Source organism: Herbidospora mongoliensis (assembly GCF_001570545.1).
Classification (GTDB): Bacteria; Actinomycetota; Actinomycetes; order Streptosporangiales; family Streptosporangiaceae; genus Herbidospora; species Herbidospora mongoliensis.
On sequence record NZ_BBXD01000020.1, the window covers coordinates 121721 to 147349 of the forward strand.

The 25629-nt window shown below is 67.9% G+C and carries 21 protein-coding genes; 7 read left to right on the plus strand and 14 right to left on the minus strand.

Annotated features, from left to right (window positions below; translation table 11 throughout):
- The first annotated feature begins 269 nt into the window (after positions 1 to 269).
- Complete coding sequence (locus tag AW272_RS29890) at positions 270 to 473, plus strand: cold-shock protein (RefSeq protein WP_061295430.1); 204 nt, start codon at positions 270 to 272, stop codon at positions 471 to 473.
- 234 nt (positions 474 to 707) lie between these two features.
- On the opposite strand, the gene AW272_RS29895 is transcribed toward AW272_RS29890, so the two are convergent.
- Complete coding sequence (locus AW272_RS29895; RefSeq protein WP_066372230.1) at positions 708 to 1136, minus strand: RNA polymerase sigma factor; 429 nt, start codon at positions 1134 to 1136, stop codon at positions 708 to 710.
- 35 nt (positions 1137 to 1171) lie between these two features.
- On the minus strand, positions 1172 to 1558 hold the full coding sequence (locus AW272_RS29900) for a VOC family protein (RefSeq protein ID WP_066372232.1): 387 nt from the start codon (positions 1556 to 1558) through the stop codon (positions 1172 to 1174).
- Between the two features lie 54 nt (positions 1559 to 1612).
- On the opposite strand from AW272_RS29900, the gene AW272_RS29905 reads away from it, so the two are divergent.
- Together AW272_RS29905 and AW272_RS29910 are read left to right on the plus strand one after the other, a co-directional pair.
- Complete coding sequence (locus AW272_RS29905; protein WP_066372233.1) at positions 1613 to 1801, plus strand: hypothetical protein; 189 nt, start codon at positions 1613 to 1615, stop codon at positions 1799 to 1801.
- 117 nt (positions 1802 to 1918) lie between these two features.
- The gene (locus AW272_RS29910; RefSeq protein ID WP_066372237.1) at positions 1919 to 3073 is read left to right on the plus strand and encodes a pectate lyase; all 1155 of its coding nucleotides are present in this window, start codon (positions 1919 to 1921) and stop codon (positions 3071 to 3073) included.
- 34 nt (positions 3074 to 3107) lie between these two features.
- On the opposite strand, the gene AW272_RS29915 is transcribed toward AW272_RS29910, so the two are convergent.
- The 10 genes from AW272_RS29915 to AW272_RS29960 form a co-directional block, all read right to left on the minus strand.
- Positions 3108 to 3689: a hypothetical protein gene (locus AW272_RS29915; protein ID WP_066372239.1), complete on the minus strand. Its 582-nt coding sequence runs from the start codon at positions 3687 to 3689 to the stop codon at positions 3108 to 3110.
- A 66-nt stretch (positions 3690 to 3755) separates the two neighbouring features.
- Entirely contained in the window at positions 3756 to 10490 is a 6735-nt protein-coding gene (locus AW272_RS29920) for a DNRLRE domain-containing protein (protein WP_157518876.1), read from the minus strand.
- Between the two features lie 276 nt (positions 10491 to 10766).
- Positions 10767 to 12584: a discoidin domain-containing protein gene (locus tag AW272_RS29925; RefSeq protein ID WP_218011124.1), complete on the minus strand. Its 1818-nt coding sequence runs from the start codon at positions 12582 to 12584 to the stop codon at positions 10767 to 10769.
- A gap of 66 nt (positions 12585 to 12650) precedes the next feature.
- Positions 12651 to 13625 (minus strand): substrate-binding domain-containing protein, encoded by a 975-nt coding sequence (locus AW272_RS29930; protein WP_083958810.1) that lies wholly within the window; start codon positions 13623 to 13625, stop codon positions 12651 to 12653.
- A gap of 20 nt (positions 13626 to 13645) precedes the next feature.
- Positions 13646 to 14593 carry an ABC transporter permease gene (locus AW272_RS29935; RefSeq protein WP_218011125.1) on the minus strand — a complete coding sequence of 316 codons (948 nt, stop codon included), beginning with the start codon at positions 14591 to 14593 and terminating at the stop codon, positions 13646 to 13648.
- On the minus strand, positions 14590 to 16059 hold the full coding sequence (locus AW272_RS29940; protein ID WP_066372242.1) for a sugar ABC transporter ATP-binding protein: 1470 nt from the start codon (positions 16057 to 16059) through the stop codon (positions 14590 to 14592). Before AW272_RS29940 ends, AW272_RS29935 begins: the two co-directional genes overlap by 4 nt.
- On the minus strand, positions 16056 to 17444 hold the full coding sequence (locus tag AW272_RS29945) for an aldehyde dehydrogenase family protein (protein ID WP_066372244.1): 1389 nt from the start codon (positions 17442 to 17444) through the stop codon (positions 16056 to 16058). The genes AW272_RS29940 and AW272_RS29945 overlap by 4 nt, the downstream gene beginning before the upstream one ends.
- A 3-nt stretch (positions 17445 to 17447) precedes the next feature.
- The gene (locus tag AW272_RS29950; protein ID WP_066372247.1) at positions 17448 to 18251 is read right to left on the minus strand and encodes an IclR family transcriptional regulator; all 804 of its coding nucleotides are present in this window, start codon (positions 18249 to 18251) and stop codon (positions 17448 to 17450) included.
- Positions 18252 to 18458: 207 nt separating this feature from the next.
- Complete coding sequence (locus AW272_RS29955) at positions 18459 to 21167, minus strand: discoidin domain-containing protein (RefSeq protein ID WP_157518877.1); 2709 nt, start codon at positions 21165 to 21167, stop codon at positions 18459 to 18461.
- Positions 21168 to 21277: 110 nt separating this feature from the next.
- Entirely contained in the window at positions 21278 to 22030 is a 753-nt protein-coding gene (locus AW272_RS29960) for a hypothetical protein (RefSeq protein WP_218011126.1), read from the minus strand.
- A 483-nt stretch (positions 22031 to 22513) separates the two neighbouring features.
- On the opposite strand from AW272_RS29960, the gene rpmG reads away from it, so the two are divergent.
- Together rpmG and AW272_RS29970 are read left to right on the plus strand one after the other, a co-directional pair.
- Positions 22514 to 22678 carry a 50S ribosomal protein L33 gene (rpmG, locus tag AW272_RS29965; RefSeq protein WP_066372595.1) on the plus strand — a complete coding sequence of 55 codons (165 nt, stop codon included), beginning with the start codon at positions 22514 to 22516 and terminating at the stop codon, positions 22676 to 22678.
- Between the two features lie 3 nt (positions 22679 to 22681).
- A complete protein-coding gene (locus AW272_RS29970; protein ID WP_066372255.1) occupies positions 22682 to 22924 on the plus strand; it encodes a type B 50S ribosomal protein L31 in 243 nt (80 codons plus the stop codon).
- A 2-nt stretch (positions 22925 to 22926) separates the two neighbouring features.
- Here the strand turns inward: AW272_RS29970 and AW272_RS29975 are convergent, their stop codons facing one another.
- Entirely contained in the window at positions 22927 to 23307 is a 381-nt protein-coding gene (locus AW272_RS29975; RefSeq protein ID WP_066372258.1) for a MerR family transcriptional regulator, read from the minus strand.
- A 53-nt stretch (positions 23308 to 23360) separates the two neighbouring features.
- On the opposite strand from AW272_RS29975, the gene AW272_RS29980 reads away from it, so the two are divergent.
- The gene (locus AW272_RS29980; RefSeq protein WP_245657786.1) at positions 23361 to 24266 is read left to right on the plus strand and encodes a zinc-binding dehydrogenase; all 906 of its coding nucleotides are present in this window, start codon (positions 23361 to 23363) and stop codon (positions 24264 to 24266) included.
- Positions 24263 to 24562: a gamma-glutamylcyclotransferase family protein gene (locus AW272_RS29985; RefSeq protein WP_218011127.1), complete on the plus strand. Its 300-nt coding sequence runs from the start codon at positions 24263 to 24265 to the stop codon at positions 24560 to 24562. Before AW272_RS29980 ends, AW272_RS29985 begins: the two co-directional genes overlap by 4 nt.
- Here AW272_RS29985 and AW272_RS29990 read toward each other — a convergent pair.
- Positions 24543 to 25529 carry a LacI family DNA-binding transcriptional regulator gene (locus tag AW272_RS29990; RefSeq protein ID WP_066372266.1) on the minus strand — a complete coding sequence of 329 codons (987 nt, stop codon included), beginning with the start codon at positions 25527 to 25529 and terminating at the stop codon, positions 24543 to 24545. The genes AW272_RS29985 and AW272_RS29990 overlap by 20 nt on opposite strands.
- Positions 25530 to 25629 lie beyond the last annotated feature (100 nt).

Sequence of the window (25629 nt, forward strand, 5' to 3'; positions counted from 1 at the left end):
GCGAACGGACGCGCAACCCCCTGCTGCACAGGCGATCCCGGCATCGGAGGCCAGCTTTTTCCGAACCGCCGTTATATATGTTGCGCCCACCGTGATAGTGTCGTTGCCAGTTGCAGTTGTGGTTCCCAAAGACTTCAAGTGCCTCACCGATCCGAATGGTGGCGGCACTTTTGTATTTCCGGAGCAATTCCGGTTGGGGTAATCATCGCGGCGACGCGAGGTACGCACAGTGCGTGCCTTACGGGCTAAGCCCCGAAGGAGATTGCAAAATGGCTACCGGTACCGTGAAGTGGTTCAACGCTGAAAAGGGCTTCGGCTTCATCCAGCAGGACGGCGGCGGCGCTGACGTCTTCGCCCACTACTCGAACATCGCTGCCCAGGGCTTCCGTGAGCTCCAGGAAGGTCAGCGCGTGAGCTTCGACGTCACGCAGGGCCAGAAGGGCCCGCAGGCCGAGAACATCGTTCCTGCCTAATCCATAAGCAGGTCGAACCGGGTCCGCACCTCTTGGTGCGGGCCCGGTTTGCCGTTCCAGGCATGATCTGGACGAATTTCGCTTAGGGCGAATTTGCAATCTCTTTGCCATTTGTCCACGTTCAGTATGCTGGCGACACTCGGCTTTGCCGCAGGAACAGCGTGTAGCCGATGACGGCAGGGATCGCGAGGTTCAGCTTTCCCGCGTCCTCGGTGAGGATCTCCTCGCTGGAGTTCAGATGCCCGGTGTCCGGGTCGATGATGAGAACCAGCCTCCTGGGCAGCCGTAGCCGCACATCCAGACCGATCGCCTGCCCTTTCCGGCCCGCCCTGTCGGTCGTCTCGCCGAGAAGACGCAGCCCCGGTTCGTCGGCGAGCAGCCCAGGACGACCACGGTTTGGGAGACGGACGGGTCCTCCCAGCCGATCAGCCGGCCGCTCCGCCGTTCCCGGCGCTCCTCGTTGGCGATGAGGAGGCGCGCGATTCCGTACAACCAGGGAAGAACGTCGTCGTCGGGTGGCCGATCCCCGAACCTGCGCCAGGCCACGGCGAAGGTCTCGCCCGCGATGTCACCGGCGGTGTCCTTGCCCACCCGGCGCGCGGCGTAGCGCAGCACGCTCTCGTAGCAGGTGTCGAACACCCGGGTGAACGTCTCCTCCGGCATCACAGCTGTCTATGTCCGGCACCGGGGGCGAAAGGTCACTCCCAGAGGGTCGAGTTCTCGGCGTTCAGGGTGCCGGGAGGGTCTTCCAGTACGCAGAACCGCAGCCCCGCCGGATCGCGCATGATCCACCATCCGCTCTCGGTGAACCGGTCCCTGACCGCGCCGGCCGCCTCCAGGCGGGCGACCTCCGCTTCGAGGTCGTCGGTGTGGATGTCCACATGGACGGCCGGGGCGCCCTCCTGGAGGCGCTGGGTGATGAACATGACGTCCTGGCCGGGAAGGGTGGTGCGGTGGAAGTCGGGGAAGGCGGCGATGGGCGGCATCTCCCGGCCGACGGCCCGCTCCCAGAAGGCCAGTTCCCGGTCGTGGACGTCCGGCGGGACGTCGATGGAGATGGTGTACAGCCGCGATCGATGTGCCATGGGATCAACCTATTCAGCTGAGGGGACCGGCGGCGGCCCCGTCGGATCTCCACCGTGGCCGACGACCACGAGTGCCGCGGGGAGTCGGGGTGGTACGACCGCCGCCGGGAGATCTACGCCGACCACCAGAACCGGGTGATCGCCGCTGACGAGGCGGGGCTGGAGAAGGCCAGGGTGTACAACGCCGAGATCGAGGACACCGCGGCCGAGGTCATGGCGGGGGACTACCGGCGAACCTGGTAGAACCACTGGATTTCAGAAAGGTTCAGCGCTCACCTGCGCGGATCACGGTCGCCGTTGGTGCCGGGGGAACCCGGGCGCGGATGCTGGCGCCTACGTTCCCCAGCAGCAGGAGGCAGCATGCTGCGTACATGGCGTCTGAGGGCGCTACTCGTCCTGACGGCCACGGCGGCCGTCGTACCGCTCACGGTGGTCGCGGCCCAGGCGGCGGTGGCGTGCCGGGTGACCTACACCGTCCAGTCTCAGTGGGCCGGTGGGTTCACCGCCGACGTCGGCCTGGCCAACATCGGTGATCCGCTCTCGTCGTGGCGGGTGACCTGGTCGTTCGGTGCGGGTCAGACCGTCTCGCAGGCGTGGAACGCCGGTGTGACGCAGAGCGGGAGTGCGGTGACCGCGTCGAACCTGGGCTACAACGGCACCCTCGCGTCCGGCGCGTCGGTGTCGTTCGGGTTCAACGGGTCGTGGAGCTCCAGCAACCCCGTACCGACGAACTTCGCCGTCAACGGCGTGACCTGCGGAGGGAGCGGGCCGACCACGTCCCCCACTCCTACTCCCACTCCCACCAGAACGCCTACGCCCACACCGACGCCGCAGCCCTCCTCGTGGCCCACACCGACGGGGCAGGTCGCCGTCAACGGCACCATCTCCGTCTCCGGCACCTTCGACGGTGGCATGCGGCGGTACTGCTGCATGGGCGACGGCGGACAGGAGGAGAGCCAGGATCCGGTGTTCCAGCTCGCCAACGGGGCGACGCTGCAGAACGTCATCATCGGCGCCCCCGCCGGTGACGGCGTGCACTGTGCCGGGTCGTGCACGCTCCGGAACGTCTGGTGGGAGGACGTCGGCGAGGACGCCGCCACCTTCCGGGGCAGCGGTGACCCCAGTTTCCTCGTCGACGGCGGCGGCGCGAGATACGCGAGCGACAAGGTCTTCCAGCACAACGGGCCGGGGACGCTCACGGTCCAGAACTTCCAGGCCGTCAACTTCGGGACGTTCTACCGCTCGTGCGGCAACTGCTCCTCGCAGTACCAGCGTGACGTCGTCCTGAGGAACGTCACCCTGACCCGTCCGGGCAACACCGTCGCCGGGGTCAACGTCAACTACGGCGACACGGCCCGGTTCTCCGGGATCACGATCGTCAACGACTCGGGTCGGTCGATGGTGATCTGCCGCAAGTACAACGGCAACAGCAGCGGCAACGAACCGACCCAGGTCGGCACCGGGGCCGACTCGACGAACTGCTTCTATTCGGCGTCGGATCTGACGTACCGATGAAGGAAGGGCGGTCGCCTGATCCGCGACCGCCCTTCTACCCGGTCAACCGGTACAACGTTCCTGTCGAGGAGAACCAGTCCCGGTCGATGAATCGGCCGGTGATCCGTCCCACCATGCACAGGATCCGCTCGAAGACGTCGCGGGTGGGCATTCCGTCATCGAGTTCCAGCCCTCGCGAATAGCGCGTGAATTCCTCCACCTCGCCTGTTCCGCCGGGATAGGGCGGCGACACGTCGCCGACGCAGACGCCGTCATAGTTGTACAGGTTGTGAAGATGTCCGGTCCCCCAGACGAAGAAGACATCGAAAACGCGCCGGTTTTCCGCGCTCAACGCGTCGATCACCTCCCTGGGCGGCATGGGACCGCTCAACGTGAGCATGTGCGCCCAGCCGGGCGCGTGTTCGCCGAGCCATATGACCACGTCCCCGGGGTAGGGGTCGTGCGATTCCATGGCCGTGGCGAAATCGCAGGAGATTCCCGACTCCGGGTCGAGCCCCATGCGTCTCACCGCGTCACCGAGGTCGTCCGTCTGGATCCACTGGCCGCTGAACTGCTCGTGCAGTCCGTGTTCGCGCAGTAGATCCCATTGACGTTCCAGGGGATATTCGTCCAGCACAACGCATTCCTTCGGACGGGCGGAGGGAGGGGCGGCACGCCCCTCCCTCCGCTGGAAACTATCGAACTATGGTCTGACGAGCACCCAGAAAGAGTCTCCCGTGTTGATTCGGTAGTCGGCGTAGAAATTACCCATCATGCTGCCGTGCAGGCCGTTGTGGGTCGTGCTGACCGCGCGCACGGAGTAGTTTCCGTGGCCCTTCTGGTCGCGTCCGGCGGCCCCTTCGTAGCTCGCGGCGACCGGGAATTCGTCACACTGCACACCGGGGGACGGGGGATACCAGGTGGGCTCCTTCGCATGGGGGTATTTATCGCGGAAATAGTATTTGCAGAAGTTGGTGCCTCTGTCCTTCTTCCACGTGGCCTTTCCGTCCGCCCCGAAGTCGACGTTCAGCTCGATGTTCGAGAAGAACCCGCGGTTGATGTGATCTTCGTTGCTCGGCCGCTTCGTCAGGGGCGGACTCGACGGGACGCCCCAGTTTCCGGGGATCGCCTTGGGCAGGTCGGCGGCGGTTTGCACTCTGTAGGGAGGGAACGAGGGTTTCGACCAGTCGTGCCCCGGCCGGTTGGGCGGATAGGTGAATTTGTTGGTGTCCACGTCGAGAGCGTCTTCGATGTGGTCGATCACCTCGCGGAAACCGGGGTTTCCGCTCTTGGACATGATGAAGACCCGATGCGCCCGGGAGTTGATGCATCCTCCGATGTGATCGGGGACGCCGTCTTTGACATTCTCGGATCTGCCGAGGACGTCCCAGTCGCACTGGAAGTGAGGGGCGTACAAGGTGTTGTCCGCACGCCCGTCTCCGTGTCGGATCACGCCGAAACGCTCACCTCTCTTACCCATGATCTCCTGAGACCACAGCCTGACTTCGAAGTCCTGGGGGCCAAGCCGGGTGATCATGGGTTTGATGGTGCACACCGTGTTGCGTCCCTGACGCTGGGGATTCGCATCGATCAAATAGGAGACATTGTTGGTCGTCTCCCACTGTTCGACGCGCTTCTGCTGGGCCTGGCCGCTCGTCATCCGGCAGGGGCTGCCGTTCTCCGACTCCAATTGGACGTCGAGCCTGACCTGGAAGTTCTTCAGCATCTCGTCGTGGTCGGTGCGCCGTACGCCGTTCTCGATGATGGCGAAGTCCTGCATCCGCACGAACACCTTCATGTTCTGCGGATTCAGGCCGCTGCCTTCACCTCCGACGACCCCGTCGCCTTCGGCGTCGCCCAGGTAACTGGTGGCCACCCAGGTCGTCCGGAAGCGGAGGTACGTTTTGGCGTGCCATTGCTGCGCCAGTTCCCATGACAGTCCCAGCAGGCCGAGAATGCCGGACTTGGGAGTGCCGGTTTTAGGAGTGACCTTGTTGCTGGCCGGCTTTCCCTTCTTCTTGCCGTCCTCGTCCTCCTCGATCTCATAAGTTCCGATGGTGACCCAGGAAGACCAGCAGGAGGTGTACACGCGCTCCTGAATACGCGCGTATTCGGGGTGGCCGTACATCGGAGGCGTGTCCTCGCACTGTTCCAATGAGAGGTGGTTGTGGTTGAAGCCGGGAGTGGCTGCCGTGGCCTGTGGCGCCGCGAGACTTTCGAGCCTCGCACTCCGGGCATCCGGGCTCGCGAACAGTGCCGTGATCCCGGCGGCGTCGAGCGGCCGCTGGAAGATCTGGAGGTCGTCCAGATCGCCCTTGATCCTGCTGCCCAGGGTCATCGCGGTGTCGGCGTGCCAGGCGGGAGAGGTGACCGGTGTGGTCTGGAGAAGGGTTCCGTTGAGGTAGAGCGCGGTGGTCCCGGCGGCGGCGTCGTAGACGCCGGCCAGGTGGAACCATTCGCCGACCGGTGGTTCGACGCCGGAGAGCACACCCTGGGTGGTCGCGGCGGCGGTGTCGCTGCCGGTCAGGGTGAACACCAGGCCGTCGCCGGGGGTGTTGCCGAGCCGGAACGGCGCCTGGTGGACGCCCCTCTGCTCGACGACGGAATAGTCGCCCTCCTTGTCGTCCCAGCGCAGCCAGGCGGCGGCGGTGAAGCTCTCGTCGGTCCGTATCACCGCTTCGGCGGTCTGAGCGAGGGGTTCTTCGCCGGGCTGGGTGACGTCGACGGTCACCTGCTGCCAGTCCGACCAAGGTGAGGCGAGGTCACCGGCGACGGCGCGCAGCCGCCAGCGGATCTGCCATCCGTCGGTGAGTTCGCCCGCCGGGACGGTGAGGACGGCCTGTCCGCCCGAGCCGACGGAAGCCGAGGTGCCGGTCCATACCTGGGTGCCGTCGTGTTCGATCTCGGCTTCGGCGCTGAGCGGCTGACCGGTCGGATGGACCAGGGTGGCGGCCAGCTTGGGGGTGAGTGTGGTGGCCGTGGCGATGCCGTCCACGACCTTGGACGGGGTGATGGTCAGGCCGGTGGCCGTCGGTTTGGGCACCGTGACCGTGAACGTGTGCCAGCCGGACCACTCGGAGGTGGCGGTGGCGGAGACCGCGCGGGCCCGCCAGCGGACCTGCCGGCCGTCCGTCAGGGTGTTCGCCGGGACGGCGATGCTCGCCTGGGTTCCGGCCGGGACGTTGTCGGCGGCGCCGGTCCAGATCTGGACGCCGTCGTGTTCGATCTCGGCTTCGGCCCGCAGCGGCTTGCCGGCCGGGTCGGCGACCTGGACGAGCAGTGCCGGGGTGCGGGTCGGGGTGACGGTGGCGCCGTCCACCTGCGTGGACGGGCTGACCTGCAGCGCCCCCACGGCCGGTTCGGAGACGGGGTCGGGCAGGTCGACGGTCAGTGCCTGCCACGGCGACCAGGGTGAGGCGACGGTGGTGGCGGTGTTGACCGCGCGGACCCGCCAGCGTCCCTGCCAGCCGTCGGTCAGCGTCCCGCCCGGGACGGTGACCGTGGCCTGGGTCCCGGAGGCGACGCCGTTGGCGGCGCCGGTCCAGGTCTGGCCGTTGCGCTCGACCTCGAAGTCGGCGCGCACCGGCTGTGCGGCCGGGTCGGTGACCAGCGTGTGCAGGGCCGGGGTCAGGCTGGTCGTGACGGTGGTCCCGCCGACCTGCTGCGACGGCGTGACCTGGAACTGCGCCACCGTCGGGTTCGGCACGTCCACGACGGCCCGCTGCCAGTCCGACCAGGCCGACGAGGTGGTGGTCGAGGTCGCGCGGGCGCGCCACCTGATCTGCCAGCCGTCGGTCAGTTTCGCGGCCGGGACGGTCGCGGTGGCCTGGCCGCCGGAGGCGATCGCTGCCGAGGCGCCGGTCCAGATCTGGCCGGTGCCCTGTCCGGTGGCGGCGGGGTCGTGCTCGATCTCGAACTGGCCGGTGAGATTGCCCCCGGCCGTGTCGGTGACGGTGCCGGCCAGCTGCGGGGTGAGCGAGGTGACGGTCGTGGCGCCGTTCACCACCTGGGCGGGGGTGACGGACAGTGCGTTGATCGCCGGGGCGGAGGCCGCTCCGGCGGTGGTGACGGTGAGCGTCGGGGGCGGGCCGTAGCCGAAGTAGTCCTCGCTGGAGGCGAAGACGCGGTAGTTGCCGGCCGTGTTGGACTCGTTGGGGAGCATCAGCACGAGGCCCTGGTTGGCGGCTCCGGCGGCCCAGTCCTGGGCGATGCCGGTGATCGTCCACTCCATGGGGGCGATTCCGCCGGCGCAGGACTCGCCGGGACCGGTGAGGGTGGTGACGGCGTCCTCGGTGGTGGCGGCGGGCTTGTTGCCCCAGGTCAGGTTGGTCTCGTTCCAGGTCCCGGTCAGGCGGCGTACCTGGATGCCCGCGCCCGCCACGGTTCCGCAGACGTGGGAGTCGATGGTGGTCAGCGCCAGCTTGGCCGAGGTCACGGTCGCGCCGGCCAGGCTCGACGTGGTGAACCGCAGGTGGGTCCGGGTGAGCTCGCCGAAGAACCGGCCCGCCATCATGTTGGGCACGGTGGGATCGGCCGGGGATCCCGAGGTGTTCGAGGCCCAGACGTCGACGTCGTTGTTCAGCGGCAGGGTGACGGTGGGGTCCACCCGGACGGGATACTTCGTGTCCGGGTCGGTCAGGAACGCGTGGTCGGGCTTGAGCACCAGTTCGGTGCGCCCGTTCCCGGTGACGACATCGGTGGCGACCGCCTCCCGGCTGCCCGGCGTGGAGTCCCACATCACCGGCCGCGGCGCCGAGGCGACGGTCTTCTTCCCGTCGGACAGGAGCAGACGGCCGCCCTTGCCCTCGGACAGGGCCAGCCCCTCGGTCTCCACCCCGATGCGGACCTCCAGCGGCTCGGCCGGGCGCTCCCGCAGGACCACGTCGTGCCGGAAACCGGTCGCCAGCGCGGTCACCACCAGGTCGGCGCCCTTGCCCGCCGCGTCGGCGAAGGTGGCGACGTTCTTCTCGACGATCGGCTTGGGCAGCGGGGTCGGCCAGCTGAGGGAGTACGACCGCCCCCCGGCCGCCGTCATGGACGCGAACGCGCCCGTGCCACCCGTGGACACCTGCACCGAGACGCCCGCGGCCTGCGCCTTGGGCCGCAGGACACCGTCCTGTTCGACCAGTCCGGTGTCGATCGGCGCCCACCCGTCACCCCGTTCGACCCGGACCGGGCCCGCGGTGAACTCGGTGCGGAACGTGCCGTCCGGCTGGGCGTACGTGATGCTGGTGGGGGTGGTCGCCTCCGCCACCTCGACGCGACTCCCCAGTCGCGCCGCCTCGTGGGACGCGGCGGCACGAGCCTCGGTCGGCTGGTTCGAGAGCGCGCTCCCGTTCTTGCCGGCGATCCACGACGCGGTCTGGTTCAGCGTCGCGTCACGGTCGTTGCCGGAGGAGTCGGCGGTGGTCGCCCCTTCTTCCTCGTCGAATCTCCAGTGAGCCGCGGCCTGCCGCAGAGTGGTGAACGACCAGGTGTGGGGGGCCATCTCGTTCTCCCCCTCGTCGATCGCCCCCGAGACCTCGACGGTGTGGACGTCGCCCGGTTCGAGCGCCTGAGCGGAGGTGAAGGTGAGCACCTTCTCCGTTGCGTCGAGAGTCACCACTCCCTCGGCCTGGGTGCCGCCCGCGTCCTTGACGATCACGCTCGCGTGGGCACTGCTGACAGGCTCGGAGAAGGTCACCTTCACCAGCGCGTCGAGCGGGACCTCCACGGCGCCGGCCGCGGGTTCGACGGAGATCACCCGAGGCGGGCTCGTGTCGCCACCTTCCCCGTCGCCGCCCTGGCTGTCGTCGCCCGAGTCGAGGTTCTCCGGCCCGATCTCCTCCACCTGGCCGTCGCGGTTGGCCGCGATCTGGTTCGCCAGCGTCTCGGTGATCATGACCGACTCCGTCCCCGGGGGCCGGTAGGCCGACATGGCGATGGCCTCCTCGTACGTGGGGAGGTTCGTCAGCTCCGTGTTGGTCATCATGACGACGTCCTCGAGCACGGGCTCCGGCTCCGGCTCCGGCATCAGGAAGTCGACGGTCAGGATGGGCGGGTGGAGCTGCCCCTTGCAGTCCTCCAGCGGCGTCGTGCGGCAACCGCCCGCCTCCTCGGGGCGGTAGCGCCGCCAGTTACGCAACTCCGACTCGTTGCCCGCGGTCAGCTGGATGCCGTAGTTGTCGGCGCCGTTGACCCACTCCTGCACGACCGTGTTCAGCGAGTGCGTCAGCGTCCAGGGATAGCCCATCGCGCCGGTGCAGTCCTCGCTGTAGGCGCCCCCTTCGTTGTTCGCACCCACGTTGGTGGTGTACGGCTGGCTGCCCCACTCCAGCGACAGCTCGTCCCAGTAGGTGGTGATCCGCCGCGCGGTGATGCCGGTCCCGACCGGATTGCCGCAGGCGTTGGACAGGTAGTTCCACAGGTGAAGGTCGGCGTTCTCCACCGTCGCGCCGGCGAAGGTGTCGGGGATGTCGGGGAACTGGAGATAACCGCGCCACCGCTTGGCGATGTTGCTGGCATACGACTTGCCGACCACGATCTGGTCCTGGTTGAAGGTGTTCCAGCTGTCCTGGTAGTCGTAGTCGTTGATCCAGGTGTCCATCCCCTCGTACTGGCCGGTGTGTCCCTCCCACCAGTCGCCCGCCGCCGCCATCAGCGTCACCGGGTAGACGACCGCGGGGTCGGCCAGGAACGCGGCCTCCGGGGTGAAGACCAGGGTCGTGCCGTCCTCGGCGAGCGTCACGGCCGCCGTGCCGGCCTTACCCGCATCGAGCGGGCCGGTGGAGTCGGCGGCCCTGGCGTCCTGTACCAGGGTGGGCCGCACCTCGGTGACCGTCTTGCCGTCCGCGCCCACGATCACCGGCCGGCCCGCGCCGCCCTTCTTGAACGACAACCCCTCGGGCAGGTCCACCGGGACCCGGAAGGAGACCGGGCCCGCGGGCCGCTGCCGGATGACGACCTTCTGCTGGAAACCGGTCGGTGTCGCGGCCACCAGCAGGTCACGGCCCTGCCCGTAAGCATCCGGGTAGGTCGCGGTGTTGCCCTTCAGCTTGGGCGCGGGCAACACCGACGCCGTGGTGATCTTCGCCTCGGCGTCGGCCTTGAGCAGAGTCCTGTCCTGACCGTCGGACAGCGCGAGGCCGCCCGCCACCGCCTTGGGTCTGATGACCCCGCCGGTCGCCACCAGGGTGGTGTCGATCGGCGTCAAACCCTTACCGTCGGCTGTCCTCACGCGGATCGGCTTGGTGCTGAGCTCCATCCGGACCGTCTTGCCGTCCGGGTTGGCGTAGTAGGTGGCGCTCTCCGAGCGCATCGACTCGATCTCGACGCGGCGGTTGTCCTTCTCGGCCTGCGCCAGCGCCTTCTCCGTCGGGGTCTCCGGTGGCGGTTCGGCGAGGGCGGGTGGCGGAGTGGGCGGGGGACTGGGGTTCTGAGCGGAAGCCGGTGTGCTCATGAGCGAGAGAGGCATTGCCAGCGTCACGATCGCGGCGGCACTACGCCGGGCGAACGACCCCGGCATTGCCAGTGATGACTTTTTCACTCCAGCCTTTCGGATGAATTCGACAAAACTGGGTGATCATGACACTGGTTGAGTGATCAGTAAAGATCATTTCAGTAACGGGAAAGAGGTGTTCCGTTACGTCGGAGGGAGTATCGGCTGATCAGCGAGCATGTGGACGCGATGAAGGGCCGGTCCGAATTCGACGGACCGGCCCTTCGTGCAATAGGACTACGAGGCGTAGGCCTCCAGTTCGTAAATGCGCGCGGCCTGGTCGGTGTTACTGGTCGGCGCGATCACATTCACCCGGATATACCGAACATCCCGTTGCGTAAAGGTGTGCGTCGTGATGTTGGCCGTGTTCCCACGCGGCTGGGCCACGTTGGTCCACGTCGTTCCGTTGGTGCTCACCTGGACGTCGAAGTCGCGCGTGTTCCAGATCGCCTGCTCCCCACCCGCCCCGGAGTGCTTCAGCACGATCTTCGCCACCCGCTGGTTCGACCCCATGTCGACGCGGATCCACTTGCTCGAACCGACCGAACACCACTTGTCGGCGTTCCCGCCGTTCACGGTGCCGTTGACGGCCTTGGCGGGGCCCTCGTTGGCGGCGCACGACGAGTCGGCGGTGGCGGTCTTGTTCAGCGCCAGGTTCGGATTGGCGGCGGTCTGTGGCACATACAGCCGGACATCCGTGAGAGAGGCGCTGCCTTCGTAGACGTTGGTGTACAGGTCACCGATCACGAAGTAGTCGGGGTAGGCCGAACCGGCGGGCCACTGGTTCGACCACGTCGTCGAGCCGTTGTTGTCGTTCTGGACCAGGTTGCCGTTGAACTGGCCGTTGTACTCGCTGGCCTTCACGTTGTAGTGCCAGATCGGGTTGTTGTTGACGACGAAGGGGCGGTGCATGCGGATCGTCCGCTGGCCGGACCGGGCGAAGTTGCCGGTCACTTCGAGGACGTAGCCCGTCTGGTCGCGCTCGATCGCGAAGGTGTAGAACTCGTTCGGCATCAGCTCCGGCTGGAGCTCGGCCGCCGACGAGAGCTGCTGCTCGGCCACGCCGCCGCTGCACGGCGTCATGAACCACTGAGAGTTGCCCGCCAGGCCGCCGGGGCCCGGGTTCCAGTTGGGCATGCCGCTGATCCACATGTTGACGGTGTTGAAGTTGCCGTCGCGGTAGTTGTAATAGGTGTTGTTGGCGGCGTTGCAGACCCGCCCGCCGGTGCCGCTCCCCACACGGTCAGGGTGCTGGGAGAAGGCGTCCATCAGGACTTTGCGGCGGTAGTGCCAGAAGTGGTTGTTGCGCGGGGCCGGGTTGGCGAAGTCGACGATCGACAGGAAGTGGAACCCGTTGTAGCCGTAGTTGCCGCGGCGGACGTCCTGCCACTCGCAGTAGGGCACCGACGGGTTGCCGGTCCAGCCGGGGGAGTTCTCGCCCTCGCCCCACGGGTGCTGGGTCTTGCAGCCCGTGTTGCTGTAGCCGTTGGTGCGGTTGTTGTACTCGATAGAGCCGTTCCGCTTACCGCCGAAGTCGAGGGTCTTGAGCTTGTACTCGATGCGGTAGTAGTCGGGGAGTTTCTGGGTCGGCCGCAGGATGACGCCGCCCGTGTGGTCGGGGACGTTCATCACCGCCACCTTCTCGCTCCCGAGCGTCTGGGTGACCAGCGTCGGGGGCTGCTCGATGACGCTGTCCTTGTTCCAGTCGCGGGCCGACAGCGAGGCGGTCAGCCAGCCGTTCTGCCCGACCGGGAATTCCTTCCGGTACGTGTAGAAGGAGTTCAGGGCGGTCGTCCAGGCGGGGCCGTAGTCGTTTTTGTACCACTGGCCCGGGTCGTCCATGATGTTGTCGAACGGCTGGGTGTAGTCGTCGCGGACCCAGGGGGCGTTGCCGGTGTTGATCGGGTTGACGAAGTTCTCGTTGTAGAGCAGCGTCCAACCAGGCCGGGTCGGGTCGTCGGCCTGGGCGGGGGTGCTCGTCAGCGTCAGTGCCGAGCTGGCCAGGAGCAGCGCAAGCGCCGCTCGGCGTGCGGCTCTGCTTCTTCGTGTACGCATCCACAAACCTCTCTGTTGGGTAACCGGGGTGGCGTCGCCGCCCGCCACCCCGGCGGTGAGACGGGGTTAGAAGCTGCCGTCCGGGTTCTGGAAGGTCTTGGCGTTGTCCTTGGTGACCATCGGGGAGTCCACGACCGTGTCCTTCTCGACCGTGGCGCCGCCGAGGATCTCCACGGCGCGGTCCAGGCCCTTGGCGCCGATGATGTCGGCGTCGTTCAGGCCGGTGACCTTGTAGTTGGTGTCGTCGAGGATGGCCTTCAGGGCTTCGGCCTGGCCGTCGACGCCGGCGATGATGATGCCGTCGGCGAGACCGGCGTCGGCGATGGCGCGCTGGGCGCCCAGGCACATCGCGTCGTTCTCACAGAACACCGCCTTGATGTCCTTGTTGCTCGCGAGCAGGCTCTCCATGACGGTCAGGCCGCCGTCGGAACCCCAGCCGCCGAAGTCGGGCGCCTCGACCAGGGTGAACTTGGCGTTGGCGGACAGGACCGACTTGACGCCGTTGGTGCGGGCCGAGCCGATGGTGTTGTCGGCGGGGCCGCCCTTGATGATGGCGACCTTGCCGCCGTCGGGCAGCGCGTTGGACAGGAACTCGCCGTTCTGGCGGCCGATGGCCTCGTTGTCGGGGCCGATCCAGCTGGTGTACTCACCCGGGAACTTGCGGTCGACCAGGACGACCGGCTTGCCGGCCGCCTTGAGGCTGTTCAGCACGGCCGGGGCCGACTCCAGCGGGCCGCCGGAGATGATGACGGCGTCCACGTTCTTGGTCAGCAGGTCTTCGACGTTGCTGGCGAGCTTGGCGGCGTCGCCGTTGGCGTCGGTGCTGATGATCTCGACGTTGCCCTTCTTCTGGGCCTGGGCGGCGATCGCCTTGTCCATGCCGCTGAAGTAGGGGCCGCTCAGCATGAAGTTCGCCACGCCGATGGTGTATCCGTCCGCCGACGCGGGGGCGCCGGTCGTCGGCTCCTCCGCGGCGGGGGAACAGGCGGTCAAGAGGGCCAGGGACAGGCCGGCAGCGGCCAGAATCCTCGTGGAAATCATGGTGTTTCTCCTGGGGGGTTTTACGCGCGCACCCGGTTGGTGCGCTGGGCGAGGATGACGGCGATGATGATCAAGCCCTTGAGTACCTGCTGCCAGAAGCTCTGCACGCCGTACAGGTTGAGCAGGTTGTTGATCAGGACCAGGACGAGCACGCCGCCGAAGGTGGCGCGCACGGAGCCCTTGCCACCGGCGAGGCTGGCGCCGCCGATGACGCAGGCGGCGATGGCGTCGAGTTCGAACGCGACGCCCACGCTGGGCTGGGCGATGCCGACCCGGCTGGCCAGGATCACGCCGGCCAGACCGGCGCACAGACCGGCGATGGTGTACGCCAGCACGATGTGCCGCCGCACGTTGATGCCGGCCAGGCGGACGGTCTCGGCGTTGCCGCCGATCGCGATGATCGACCGGCCCGCCGGGGTGCGGGTGAGGAAGACGCCGCCGACGAGGAAGACGGCGAACATGATGATCGTGCTGACCGGGATCGGCCCGGCCATGGCCGACCCGAGGGTGAAGAACGCGGGGTCCTCGGGCGCGATCGGCACCTCGGAGTAGACGAACGCGAGCCCCCGGATCGTGGTGAGGGACGCCAGCGTCACGACGAAGGGCGCGAGCCCGAACCGGGCCACCAGCATGCCGTTGACCAGGCCGAACCCGATGCCGGAGGCGACACCGATCGCCATCGCGGCGGGGATCGGCAGGCTCGACACCATGCCGGCGGTGAGGATCCCGGAGAACGCCACCACCGACCCGACCGACAGGTCGATGCCGCCGGTGAGGATGACCACCAGCATCCCGTACGCGAGCAGGCCGGTGGTGACCATCTGCTTGAGCAGGTTCGTCAGGTTGGTCTGGGTGAGGAAGTTCTCGGTGGTGATCGCGGCGACCGCGATCAGCAGCACGATCAGAGCGGTGAAGGCGACCGTGGTCAGCAGCTCGCGGGAGATCTTGGGCAGCGCGTTCACGCTCACGCGGCCACCCCGATCGCGTGCGCGAGCACCTCGTCCTCGGTGGTGCCCTCCGACGGCAGCTCCCCGGCCAGGCGTCCTTCGCGCATGACCAGCACCCGGTCGGTCGCGCCCAGCACCTCGGTCAGGTCGGAGGAGATGAGCAGCACGGCCAGGCCCTCGCGGGCCAGCGCGTCGATCATCCGGTAGATGTCGACCCGGGTGGCCATGTCGACGCCCCGGGTGGGTTCGTCGAGGATGAGCACGCGCGGCTCGGCCAGCAGCCATTTGGCGAGCACGGCCTTCTGCTGGTTGCCGCCGCTGAGTGAGGCCACCGGCATGGTGGCGCACCGGGCGGGCTGGATGCTGAGCAGGTCGATCATCCCGGCGACCCTTTCCTTACGCCCTGACATGTCGATCAGCGGCCCCCGTGTGGAGGCCCGCATGGTCGCCAGGGCGATGTTGTCGAGCACGGACATCCCGCCGATGAGGCCGGTCCGTTTCCGGTCCTCGGTCACGAAGGCCAGACCGTGCGAGATCGCTTCGGCGGGGGAGCGGAACGCCCCACTTCCGGAAGAGGCGGGCTCGGCACCGAAGACGCACCGGGCCATCTCACTGCGCCCCGACCCGACCAGGCCGAACAGGCCGACGATCTCGCCGGCGCGCAGCTCGAAGGAGATGTCGGAGAACTCGCCCCGCCGCGACAGATCGGTCACCGTCAGCCGGGCCTCACCAGGAGACGCGCGTCGTTCCGGATAGATCTGTTCGAGCTTGCGTCCGGCCATCAGCCGGATCAGCTCGTCTTCCGAGGTACGGGACGGCTCCGTCGTCTCGATGATCGCGCCGTCCTTGATGACCACGATCGAGTCGGCCAGCTCCATCACCTCGGCGAGGCGGTGGGAGACGTACACGACCAGGACCCCGCGCGCCTTCAGGCGCCGGATCAGCTCGAACAGCGCGTCGAGGTCGCTGCCGGCCAGGACGGCCGAGGGCTCGTCCAGGACCAGCACCCGCACCTCACCGGCGAGGGCCTTGGCGATCTCCACCATCTGCTGGCGCGCGATCGTGAGCCGCCCGGCGATCGTGCGCGGCTCGATGGCGCCGAACCCGGCGGCGTCGAGCAGCTCCTTCGCCCTGCGGTGCGCGGCGGGCCAGTCGATGAGGCCGGTCTTCCGCTTAGGGAACTGGCCCATCAGCAGGTTCTCGGTCACCGACAGGCCCGGCACGATCGACAGCTCCTGGTAGACCGTGCGGATGCCGCGCTCGTGGGCGTCGTGCGGCGACCGCAGTCTCACCGGTTCGCCGTCGATGAGCATCTCGCCGGAGGACATCTCGTGTGCTCCGGCGAAGATCCGGATCAGCGTCGACTTGCCCGCGCCGTTGGCCCCGACGACGGCGAGGACTTCGCCGTCGCGCCCGGTGAGGTCGACGCCGTGGAGGACTTCCACCTCGCCGTAGCTCTTCCGGACGCTCCGGAGCTCAAGGCTCATCCGAAGGCCTCCATGACCAGCACGGTCTTCTGCCGGGTGAAGTCGAGCACGGTCTCGTGCAGGCCCTCGCGGTAGCCGCCGGTGTCCTTGGTCCCGCCGAACGGCAGGTTCTCGGCCCGGATCGCGGTCGACCCGTTGACGATCACGCCGCCGACGTCGAGCAGCTTGGCCAGCGTGAACGCGCGCGAGACGTCCCGGGTGAAGACCGAGGCGTGCAGCCCGTAGGGGGAGTCGGACACCAGCGCCGCCGCCTCGACCGGGTCGGAGAACCGGGCGATCGGCGCGACCGGGCCGAAGATCTCCTCCGCGAACGTGGGGCTCTCGACCGGGACGTCCACCAGCACGACCGGGTCGACGAACGACCCCCGGCGGCCTCCGCCGACGACCAGCCGCGCGCCCTCGCCGACCAGCTTGCCGACGGCCTTCTCGACCTCTTCCGCGGCCTGCTCGGTGATCAGCGGCCCGACGTCGGTGCCCTCGTCCATCTGGTCGCCCACGACCAGCTTGGCCGCCTGCGCGGAAAGCTCGGCGACGAAGGCGTCGTGGACGCCGTCCTGGACGTACACCCGCTTGACCGCGCAGCAGATCTGGCCGTTGCCGCGGGCCAGGCGCCCGAGGGTGACGGCGGTGGCGGCGGCCTCGATGTCGGCGTCGTCGCAGACGATCATCGCGTCGTTGCCGCCGAGCTCCAGGAAGACCTTCTTCAGGGTGCCCGAGGCGAGCTTGGCGATGGCGCGGCCGGCGTTGGTGCTGCCGGTGAGCGTGATCGCGGCGATGCCCGGGGCCTCGGCCAGCGTGGTCGAGACCTCGACGCCACCGGTCACGACCTGGTGCGCGAACTCGGGAGCGCCGGCCTGTTCGACCAGTTCCGCGACCCTGATCAGGGCCAACGGGCACTTCGCCGGCGGTTGGACGATCACCGCGTTCCCGGCGGCCAGCGCGGCGGCGGCCTTGTGGGAGTACAGCTCGACCGGGTAGTTGAACGGCACCAGCGCGGCCACCACACCGAGCGGCTCGCGGATCGTCACCGCGAGGTGGCGCTCCATGCCGGGCACCGCGTCCATCGGGGTCTGCCGGCCGAACAACCGGGTCGCCTCGGCGGCGTAACCGCGCCAGATCCGGATCGCGGCCTCGACCTCACCCCGCGTCTGGGGCAACGGCTTGCCGTTCTCCGACGCCAAAAGCCGTGCCAACGACTCGAGTTCGGCCTCGATCAGGTCGGCCACCCGCCGTAACAGGGCCGCCCGTTCGTGACTGGGCATGGCCGCCATCGCCCGCTGCCCCTTCTGCGCACTGCCGATGGCGGCCACGACTGCGTCGGTGCTCAGGTCGGGCACCTCGCCGAGAGGTTCACCGGTCCCCGGATTCCGCACCACAATGGTCATCTGTCACTCCTTCGGTAGGTGGTTGCCGCGCAGGCGGGAACCCTTGGGCGGGCCATAACCGATGCGTTTGCTGATGTCGTCGGCCATCGCACGGGCCTTGGGAGCGAGGCGGTGGCAGTCGTCGCGGCTGAACCGCGCGGCCGGGGCCGAGACGCTGAACGCGCCGACCGGCTCACCGGAGGCGTTCATGATCGCCAGACCGACGCACCTGACCCCCTCCTCGTTCTCCTCGTCGTCGATGGCGAACCCCTGGTCCCGCACCACGCCCAGCTCGGCGAGCAGCGCGTTCCCGGTGAGGGTCCTGGGTGTACGCACCTCAAGAGGACCGGCGAGGATCTCGTCCCGCCGCGACGGCTTGAGCAGGGCGAGCATCGCCTTGCCCATCGCGGTGCAGTGGAGCGGCGCCCGCTTGCCGATGTGCGACACCAGACGGATCGACTTGGCGCTCTCGACCTTGTCGACGTACACGATCTGTTCGCCGACCAGCACCCCGAGGTGCACGGTCTCCCCGCTCACCTCCACCAGTTCGGCCAGATAGGGCCGGGCGGCGGCGCGCAGGCCGTCCTCGTCGAGGTACTGCCCGGCCAGCATGATCAGGGTCACCCCGAGCCGGTAGGACCCGGCCGGATCACGGTCGAGCACTCCGAGTTCGAGCAGTGAGGTGACGTACCGGTGGGCGGTGCTGACGGCGATTCCGGCGCGGCTCGCGAGCGCGCCCAGGGTGATGCCGCCGCGCCCGGCGTCGGAGACGGCGTGCACCAACTCGAAGGCTTTGTCGACGCTTGCTGATTTACGACCACTCTGCATTCGAGTTACTCGAATCTATTTTCATATTCTTGTAACATGCTTGCGAGAGTTGCATCGCCCTCAGATCCTGTCAAGCCCCTGACATTTGGGGCTTTTGTCGTGTCTGGGGGTATTTTCTGGTTCGACTGTCCGAGTTTTGCGTATTAGTTTGTCGTTTTTGCAAACAAGAAAGGCCGGCCACTCGTCGTGACCGGCCTTTCTGGTGATCTAGTTGGGCGTGATCGAGTACGTCGCACTGGCAGCGGTTGAGAAAGTGATGACATCGTTGCTCAGCACCGGCGTCACGCCACCGGTGACGGTCACGCCGCGCCCGGGCCACGGGTTCTGCAGCCGCAGTTGCCCGCCGACCGTGCTCGTCACGTCGACGTAGCTCGCCTGGCCGTTGGCGCGCGCCGACGAGACGACGAACCCGCCCGGCGCCCGCAGCTTCACGAACGAGCCGTTCTTGCCGGAGGGCCAGACCGGGAACACCCGCATGATCCCCAGGTCACTCTGGAGCAGCATGCTGTTGATCGCCTCGACCGTCCCCGACTTCTCCAGCCCGTGGTTCGGGTCGACGACCCTTCCGTTGGGGGCCGAACGGGTGGTGATCTGGTTCTTCAACCGGTCGATGAGCGACTGCGCCGGGTAGCCCACCCGCGCCGCCTGGGTGAACACCTTCGGGAAACTGTTCTCCTGACCCCAGGAGTTCATCGCGTCGAGCGTCTGGATCGCGACCTGGCGGTCGGCGGCCGGCCCGTTGATCCCCAGCGCCTCACCCGGATGGATGAACTCCAGGTTCACCGTGTTGTCGCCCGGCCGGATGGCCCGCCCATCGGAGACGGTGCCCGGGTCACCGAGGGCGAACACCTGCTGGTTGTTGTACGTCGTCCGCGGGATCGGCGCCAGCCGGTTCAGCATGTCCTGCCAGGTGGCGCGGTTGGTGGCATCCACGTTCAGCCGGGTGCTCGCGTCGATGGCCGTGGTCAGCAGCGTCTTCAGCATGCCGAGATCGGCGCCGGAGTTGCGGGCCCAGGTGCCCTCGTGGGGGCCGGAGTAGAGGTTGAATCGGTTGTTCTCCAGCTGCAGCCAGTGCTGGAAGAAGGTGGCGACCTCCTTCATGAAGGGGTAGCCGCGCTGGGACAGCCAGGTCTGGTCGCGGGTGTACTGCCAGTAGGCGACGTACTGGGTCGCGGTGAACAGACTGTTGCCGACCTGCTGGTGGTAGTTGTCGTCGGCGGTGCTCCCGTTGGGCGCGATGCCGACGGGGAACAGCACGCCCGACGGCACCCCGCCGCTGGGGAACCGGCCGTTGACGTAACCGGTGTTCACCCTTCTGAGGTCCTGTGTCGCTCTGCGGCGGGCCTCCGGCAGGTAGGCGCTGACCAGGTCGAACACGGGAAGAGCCAGTTCGGCGCGGTTGGAGGAGTAGACGCCGTAGAAGTTGGCGATCCAGTTGTAGTTGAGGTGCATGTCGCCGCCCCACAACGGATAGTCCGTCGTGGCCCAGATCCCGAACAGACCTGGCGCGGTCTTGCCCGCGCGGCTGGCCGAGCCGATGAAGTACTGGGCGGCGTAGTAGTAGCGCTCGAGAACGTCGTCGTCGAGGTCGACGTAGGACTTGAGCCAGTACTGCTTCCACCATTCGACGTGCGCGTTGTACTGCGAGTCGATCGAGCCGCTCGTCTGCGCGTCGGCCAGGCTCCGCGCGGCCGGGGCCGGGTCGTTCCCGCTGGTCCCGCCGCCGGCGACGGCCGTGACGACGTTGATCACGCCGCCTGAGGGGATGTCGACGGTGATCTGGTTGTTCGCGACGCTCTGGGTCCCGCCGATCACGCGGGTGGCGAGGGCGGCCCGCGAGGTCCACTGACCGGAGGCGGTCTGGCGTGCGGCCCAGACGGTGTTGCCCGAGGTCCCCGACGTGCTGGTGAACCCGGACCGGCCGTTCTGGATCTGGGTCGTGTTGGAGACCCGGATGCGGGTGGCCGCGTTCGCCTGGATGCGGGTGACGACGAGGTTGTCGTTCGCGCCGGTCCAGGTCCGCATGCTGACGGGGGCGCCGCCGAGGCTCATTGTGGTGTCGATGTCCCCCTTGAGGATGTTCTGCTCCTCGGTGAACTGGCCGGTGGGGTTGCCGGTCGTGCCGTTGTAGAGCTCGAACTGCCCGATGCGCGCCCTCGGGTTGTTGACGCTGTCCGAGGTGGTGCCCTGGGTCGGTTCGCTGATGCTCAGCCGCACGTAGCGCGCGGTGACACCGGTGATCGTCCGGTCGGTCGTAGCGGCGGTGTTGTTGGTGACGGTGTCGCGGGTCGTCCAGGTGGAGTTGTTGTCGCTGGTCTCCAGGGTCCAGTTCTTGGTGGTGTTGGCCGTCTCGGCGGGACGCGCGGCGGCGTCGTGGCGGAGGAGATACCGGCTGAAGGTCTTGGACGACCCCAGATCGACCGTGATGGTCTGCGGCTTGCCCACGTTGGAGACCCAGCCCTCATAGCCGGAGCCCCAGCCGCCGTTGACGGCCCGGCTGGGCGGGAAGGACGAATGCGAGCTGGACGCGGTCGCGGTCGACCCGATCGCCAGGTTCGGCGAACCGCTGTTGCTGACGGGGTTGATCGAGACCGACCCGAGGGCGACGAGCGACCGGTTGGGGCTGGCGGTCCAGAAGTCACCCTTGGCGATCCGGAACGTCTTGAACCCCTCACCCCCGCCCGAGGTGACGCCGATGTCACCGTTTCCGATGATCGCGGTGTCCGGCATGGTGTCGGTGACCGACCCGGTGTAGGCCTGGTTGGTCCAGCGGCCCTTCACCGCTCCGACCAGGGACTGAACGGCGGTCCACTGCTGGTCGGCGGTGGGGGTGGCGGCCTGCGCTGATGTCGCCGTGGACAGGGCGGCGAGCACTGCGAGCGCGGTGACTATGGCTAAGCCACGCGTTCTGATCATGGGGATTGCCTTTCCGTGGTGGCCCGGCGAGGCGTCGGATAACGTTATCCGGAACCGTAGATTGTTGCCGGGAGGTTTCACAGAGCGGCGAAAGTCACAAATTGATCACGTCAGGAATCGGTGGTGACCAGCTTGGCCGGAGGCGCCTCAAGGGTGACCGGCTCGCCCCAGGCGCTGAACGCGATGTCGCTCCGCCAGGTCGTCGCCCCCAGCGGCGCCTTGGGATCGGCGTACTCGGTGACCAGCCTGATGGGCAGCCCCTTCGGGTCGACCCACATCTGCCACGCCACGACCAGCGTCCCCGGCCGGGCCGACTCATCCGCCGCGAACGCGGGAGAGGCCGCCGCCAGCGCCGCGAGGGTGATCTTCCCCGTCCGCATGTCGGCCTTCTGGTCCTCCTGGGTGGCGAGCAGCGCCTTCAGCGTGGACGGTTCGAGGATGAGGACGGGAGAGAAGAAAGGGCTGCGCTTCCCCGGCTCACTGGGCCACTGCATCCACTTCTTGCCCTTCGGCAGCATCTCGCCGACCGGGCCGCCCGACTGGTAGGTGTGCGGGCCGAGCGCGACGGACCGGGACGCGGAGTCCATGAGGTCGGTCTTCATCGTGACGTCGAAGCCTTCGACGCCCGAGGGGCTGAGCAGGATCGTGCCCTTGCGCTCGCCCTGGTTGAGCTCGTCACCCTCGACCTGGGTCTCCTGATGTTCGGCGACGGTGACCCCACGGCCTTCGCTCAGTAAGGAGGCCAGGGCCCGAACGGGGTCGGGGGAGGAGTTTCCCTGCCCGCCCGCCTCCGTCGCGGGCGCTTCGGAACTGCAGGCGGTGGCCAGCATGGCGATCAGTACGATAAGGGCCGATCTGGCCATGTTCGTCATGGCAGGGGAGCGTATCGGCCGGGAGCCTTCCCCGTGACGCGATGGTCAAAATGGCGGTCAAGCGGCCGAAAAAGGGGCCCCGAATGAGTTCCGAGCTCGCCGGAAGAATGGACCGTCAGGCGTTGCTCCTGCGTCGGCGGCTGTTCTTCTGGACTTGCGTTCTCGCAGGTGGGCCGGGCGTCTTTATCGGCGGGATTGCGATCCTCCTCTCCCCGGCTCACCCGGAGGCGGCTTATCTCGGAATCGTGTGCACCGGCGGCGGAAGCCGTACGGAAAGAGGGAACGGATCGCCGTCGGGGCCCGCGCGATGAGCATCGGCTGAGAGTCGCGGCCCTCTGGAAACCGGACATCATCCTGCTTCGCGGCGGAGGGTCACCGGGGGTTCGACAGGCTGATCTCGACGGTGAGGGCCTCGCGAACGACTGGCGGAGCTGTGACGGGAATACCTTGGCTTTGAAAACGGTTTTCGACCCCGTGAAGCGAAGTGACCTCCGTCCGCTGGTCCGGCTCCGGTCGAGCGCCGGCACCGGTGTGACGTACGTGACCAGGAAGAACCGGCGCAACGACCCCGACCGGATGGAATTGCGCAAGTACGACCACGTCGTCCGAAGGCACGTGACCTTCCGAGAGGAGCGATAGCGCATGAAGAAGGGCATTCACCCTGAGTACCGTCCGGTGGTCTTCCGCGACCCGAGCGCCGGGTTCGCGATCCTGACCAGGTCGACGGTGCGGTCGAACAAGACCGTCGAGTGGGAGGACGGCCGCACCTACCCGGTCGTCGACGTCGACGTCAGCTCCGCCAGCCACCCGTTCTACACGGGCAAGAGCCGCGTGATGGACACCGCCGGACGCGTGGAGCGTTTCCGCCAGCGTTACGGTAAGTGACCTCACGAACGAGAGCCGGCCACGGATGTGGCCGGCTCTTTCAGTTCGCAGAGTTTGCCGCCGCCGGTGATCTCGCCCAGGACCTGCTGAAGATGCTGGATCCGCCGGTGTGCCTCCGCCACGAGGCTCTCGGCCAGGCGCTGCCAGTCTTCGGGTGCCGGGTCGGGCGGTAGTTCGTCGAGGACCTGTTTGATCTCCGCGACCGACAGGCCGACCCGCTGGGCGACGCGGATGACTTTGGTCCGGCAGACGTCGGCGTCGTGGAACCGTCGCTGGTTTCCCGAGGTCCGTTCGGCGGACAGGAGGCCGTGGGCCTCGTAGAAACGTACGGCTGAAGGAGCGACCCCGCTCGCGCGGGCCAGGTCTCCGACCGTCAGCGGCATGCCGGCCTCCCGGTGTTGACTTCAACAAATGTTGAACTTCTAGTCTGCCAGCCATGACGACAAACGCGGCGATGGTCACCCGCTTCGGCGGCCCTGACGTGCTGGAACTGGTGGAGATCCCCGACCCGGTCCCGGGGGAGGGCGAGATCCTGGTCGACGTCGAGGCCGTCGACACCCTGCTGCTGGAGACGGTGGTGCGGTCGGGTCTGGGGCAGGACTACTGGCCGATCCGGCCGCCGTACATCCCCGGTGGGGGAGTGGCGGGCAGGGATCAGAACGGCCGGAGGGTGGCCGGGTACACGAACGGCTACGGCGGTTATGCCGACAAAGCGGTGCTCGTCTCCGCGGTCGAGGTGCCCGACGGGGTTCCGCTGCGGACGGCGGCCGCGCTGCTCCACGACGCGACGACCGCCTTGGCCCTGTTCGAGGCGACGAAGATCGGGGCGTCGGACACGGTGCTCGTCGTCGGGGCCAGTGGCGGGCTCGGGGTGCTGGAGGTCCAGCTCGCGCGGGCCCGTGGGGCCACGGTGATCGCGGTCGCCCGTGCGGTCAAGCTCGCCCGGCTGGGGGAGCTCGGGGCCGACCTGCTGATCGATTCCGACCAGGCCGACTGGCCTCAGGTGGACGTCGTGCTCGACAACATCGGCGGTGCGCTCGGAGCGTCGGCCGTCGGGGCGGTGAAAGCGGGCGGCAGGTTCTCCGCGCACGGCGCGGCCGGTGGGGGGTTCACCACGGTCGACCGGCCGGATGTCACGGTCACCGGCATCGAGGCCGCCCAGCTCTCGGACGCCGACCGCCTGCGCCACCTCACCCACGCCCTCCGGCTGGCCGAAGAGGGCACGCTCCGTCCGCTCATCGGGCAGACGTTCCCGCTCGGAGAGGCCGCCGCCGCGCACGCCGCCATGGAGGCGCGGGTGGTCTGGGGCAAGACACTGCTCGCTGGCACACTTGGCGGGTGATCTTTCTCTTCGCGTACGGCACTCTCCAGCTCGAACGGGTCCAGCTCGCCCAGTTCGGCCGCCGTCTGCGAGGTCGCCCCGACGCGCTGCCCAACCATCGCCTCACCACGGTCGAGACGTTCCCCTACGTCCAGCGGTCGCCAGGGATGGAAGTGCTCGGCACGGTCTACCAGGTCACCGCCGACGAGCTCGCCCAGGCCGACGCCTACGAGGGCGTGGAGTACAGCCGCCGCATGCTCGCCCTCAAGTCGGGCATCGACGCCTGGGTCCACCTGTCTAACGAGTCGACTCCCTGATCACCAGCTCGGGCTGGAACATGACCTGCTGGTGGGCGTGGGTGGCGGGGTTGTCGCACTCGTCGAGCAGGAGTTCGGTCGCCACCCGGCCGAGCTGGTGGGTGGGCTGGCGGACCGAGGTCAGCGCCACCGCCGAGGCCGCCGCGAAGTCGATGTCGTCGTAGCCGATCAGGGCGACGTCCTGCGGCACCCGGATGCCCGCGTGGGCGAGGCCGCGCATCAGGCCGAGGGCCAGTAGGTCGTTGGCGCAGAACACGGCGTCGGGCAGGCCGCCTTCTGCGATCAGTTTCTCGGCGGCCTGCTGGCCGGCGCGGGGGGTCATCGCGGGCATCTCGATCACCCGCAGCGGTCCGCCGAAGGCGCGTTCGGCGCCCGCCCGGCGGTCGAGGCACTGGCGGATGGTGAGGGGGCCGGTGACGTACACGATCGATGTCGCCCCCGACTCCATCAGGTGACGCACCGCCGCGGTGCCGCCGCCGATGTCGTTGACCGCGACCGAGCACTGGTCGGATCGATGCGGCGGGTGGTCGACCAGGACGACGCTGATGCCGCGGTCGCGGAGCCGGTCGAGCCGCGCCGGGTCTTCGTCGGACGGAGTGATCAGCACCCCGCGCACCCGCTGTTCGGCCAGGACCAGCAGATTGCGCTCCTCCTTGGCCCGGGATCCGGCGGAGTTGCTGAGGATGACGGCGTAGCCGAGATCGCTGGCGACCTCCTCGACGCCGGCTGTGACGTCGGTGAAGAACGGGTTGCCGATGTCGATCACCGACAGGCCGATGGTCCTGCTGTGGCCCGCCCGGAGCGTGGACGCCGAACCGTGGCGCACGAACCCCAGCTCACGGATCGCCGCCTCGACCCTCTCGCGGGTCGCCGGTGACACCTTCTCGGGCCGGTTGAGCACGTTGGACACAGTGCCCGGTGACACTCCGGCTCGCGCGGCGACATCCACGATGCCCACGTCGCTCATGGACGTTGATTAAAACGTAATAGAGAGAAAGCGGCAACGGTGAGGTGCTGTAGAGCATGAAATGCCATGGAAATCGGCTATTGACGGGTTGGTAACCCTC

Excerpts from the sequence above, each read along its gene's own strand:
- AW272_RS29890 (WP_061295430.1), top strand. The coding sequence starts at position 270 with ATGGCTACCGGTACCGTGAAGTGGTTCAACGCTGAAAAGGGCTTCGGC.
- AW272_RS29895 (WP_066372230.1), bottom strand. The coding sequence starts at position 1,136 with ATGCCGGAGGAGACGTTCACCCGGGTGTTCGACACCTGCTACGAGAGC.
- AW272_RS29900 (WP_066372232.1), bottom strand. The coding sequence starts at position 1,558 with ATGGCACATCGATCGCGGCTGTACACCATCTCCATCGACGTCCCGCCG.
- AW272_RS29910 (WP_066372237.1), top strand. The coding sequence starts at position 1,919 with ATGCTGCGTACATGGCGTCTGAGGGCGCTACTCGTCCTGACGGCCACG.
- AW272_RS29920 (WP_157518876.1), bottom strand. The coding sequence starts at position 10,490 with ATGAGCACACCGGCTTCCGCTCAGAACCCCAGTCCCCCGCCCACTCCG.
- AW272_RS29925 (WP_218011124.1), bottom strand. The coding sequence starts at position 12,584 with ATGCGTACACGAAGAAGCAGAGCCGCACGCCGAGCGGCGCTTGCGCTG.
- AW272_RS29930 (WP_083958810.1), bottom strand. The coding sequence starts at position 13,625 with ATGATTTCCACGAGGATTCTGGCCGCTGCCGGCCTGTCCCTGGCCCTC.
- AW272_RS29940 (WP_066372242.1), bottom strand. The coding sequence starts at position 16,059 with ATGAGCCTTGAGCTCCGGAGCGTCCGGAAGAGCTACGGCGAGGTGGAA.
- AW272_RS29945 (WP_066372244.1), bottom strand. The coding sequence starts at position 17,444 with ATGACCATTGTGGTGCGGAATCCGGGGACCGGTGAACCTCTCGGCGAG.
- AW272_RS29950 (WP_066372247.1), bottom strand. The coding sequence starts at position 18,251 with ATGCAGAGTGGTCGTAAATCAGCAAGCGTCGACAAAGCCTTCGAGTTG.
- AW272_RS29955 (WP_157518877.1), bottom strand. The coding sequence starts at position 21,167 with ATGATCAGAACGCGTGGCTTAGCCATAGTCACCGCGCTCGCAGTGCTC.
- AW272_RS29960 (WP_218011126.1), bottom strand. The coding sequence starts at position 22,030 with ATGGCCAGATCGGCCCTTATCGTACTGATCGCCATGCTGGCCACCGCC.
- AW272_RS29970 (WP_066372255.1), top strand. The coding sequence starts at position 22,682 with ATGAAGAAGGGCATTCACCCTGAGTACCGTCCGGTGGTCTTCCGCGAC.
- AW272_RS29975 (WP_066372258.1), bottom strand. The coding sequence starts at position 23,307 with ATGCCGCTGACGGTCGGAGACCTGGCCCGCGCGAGCGGGGTCGCTCCT.
- AW272_RS29980 (WP_245657786.1), top strand. The coding sequence starts at position 23,361 with ATGACGACAAACGCGGCGATGGTCACCCGCTTCGGCGGCCCTGACGTG.
- AW272_RS29990 (WP_066372266.1), bottom strand. The coding sequence starts at position 25,529 with ATGAGCGACGTGGGCATCGTGGATGTCGCCGCGCGAGCCGGAGTGTCA.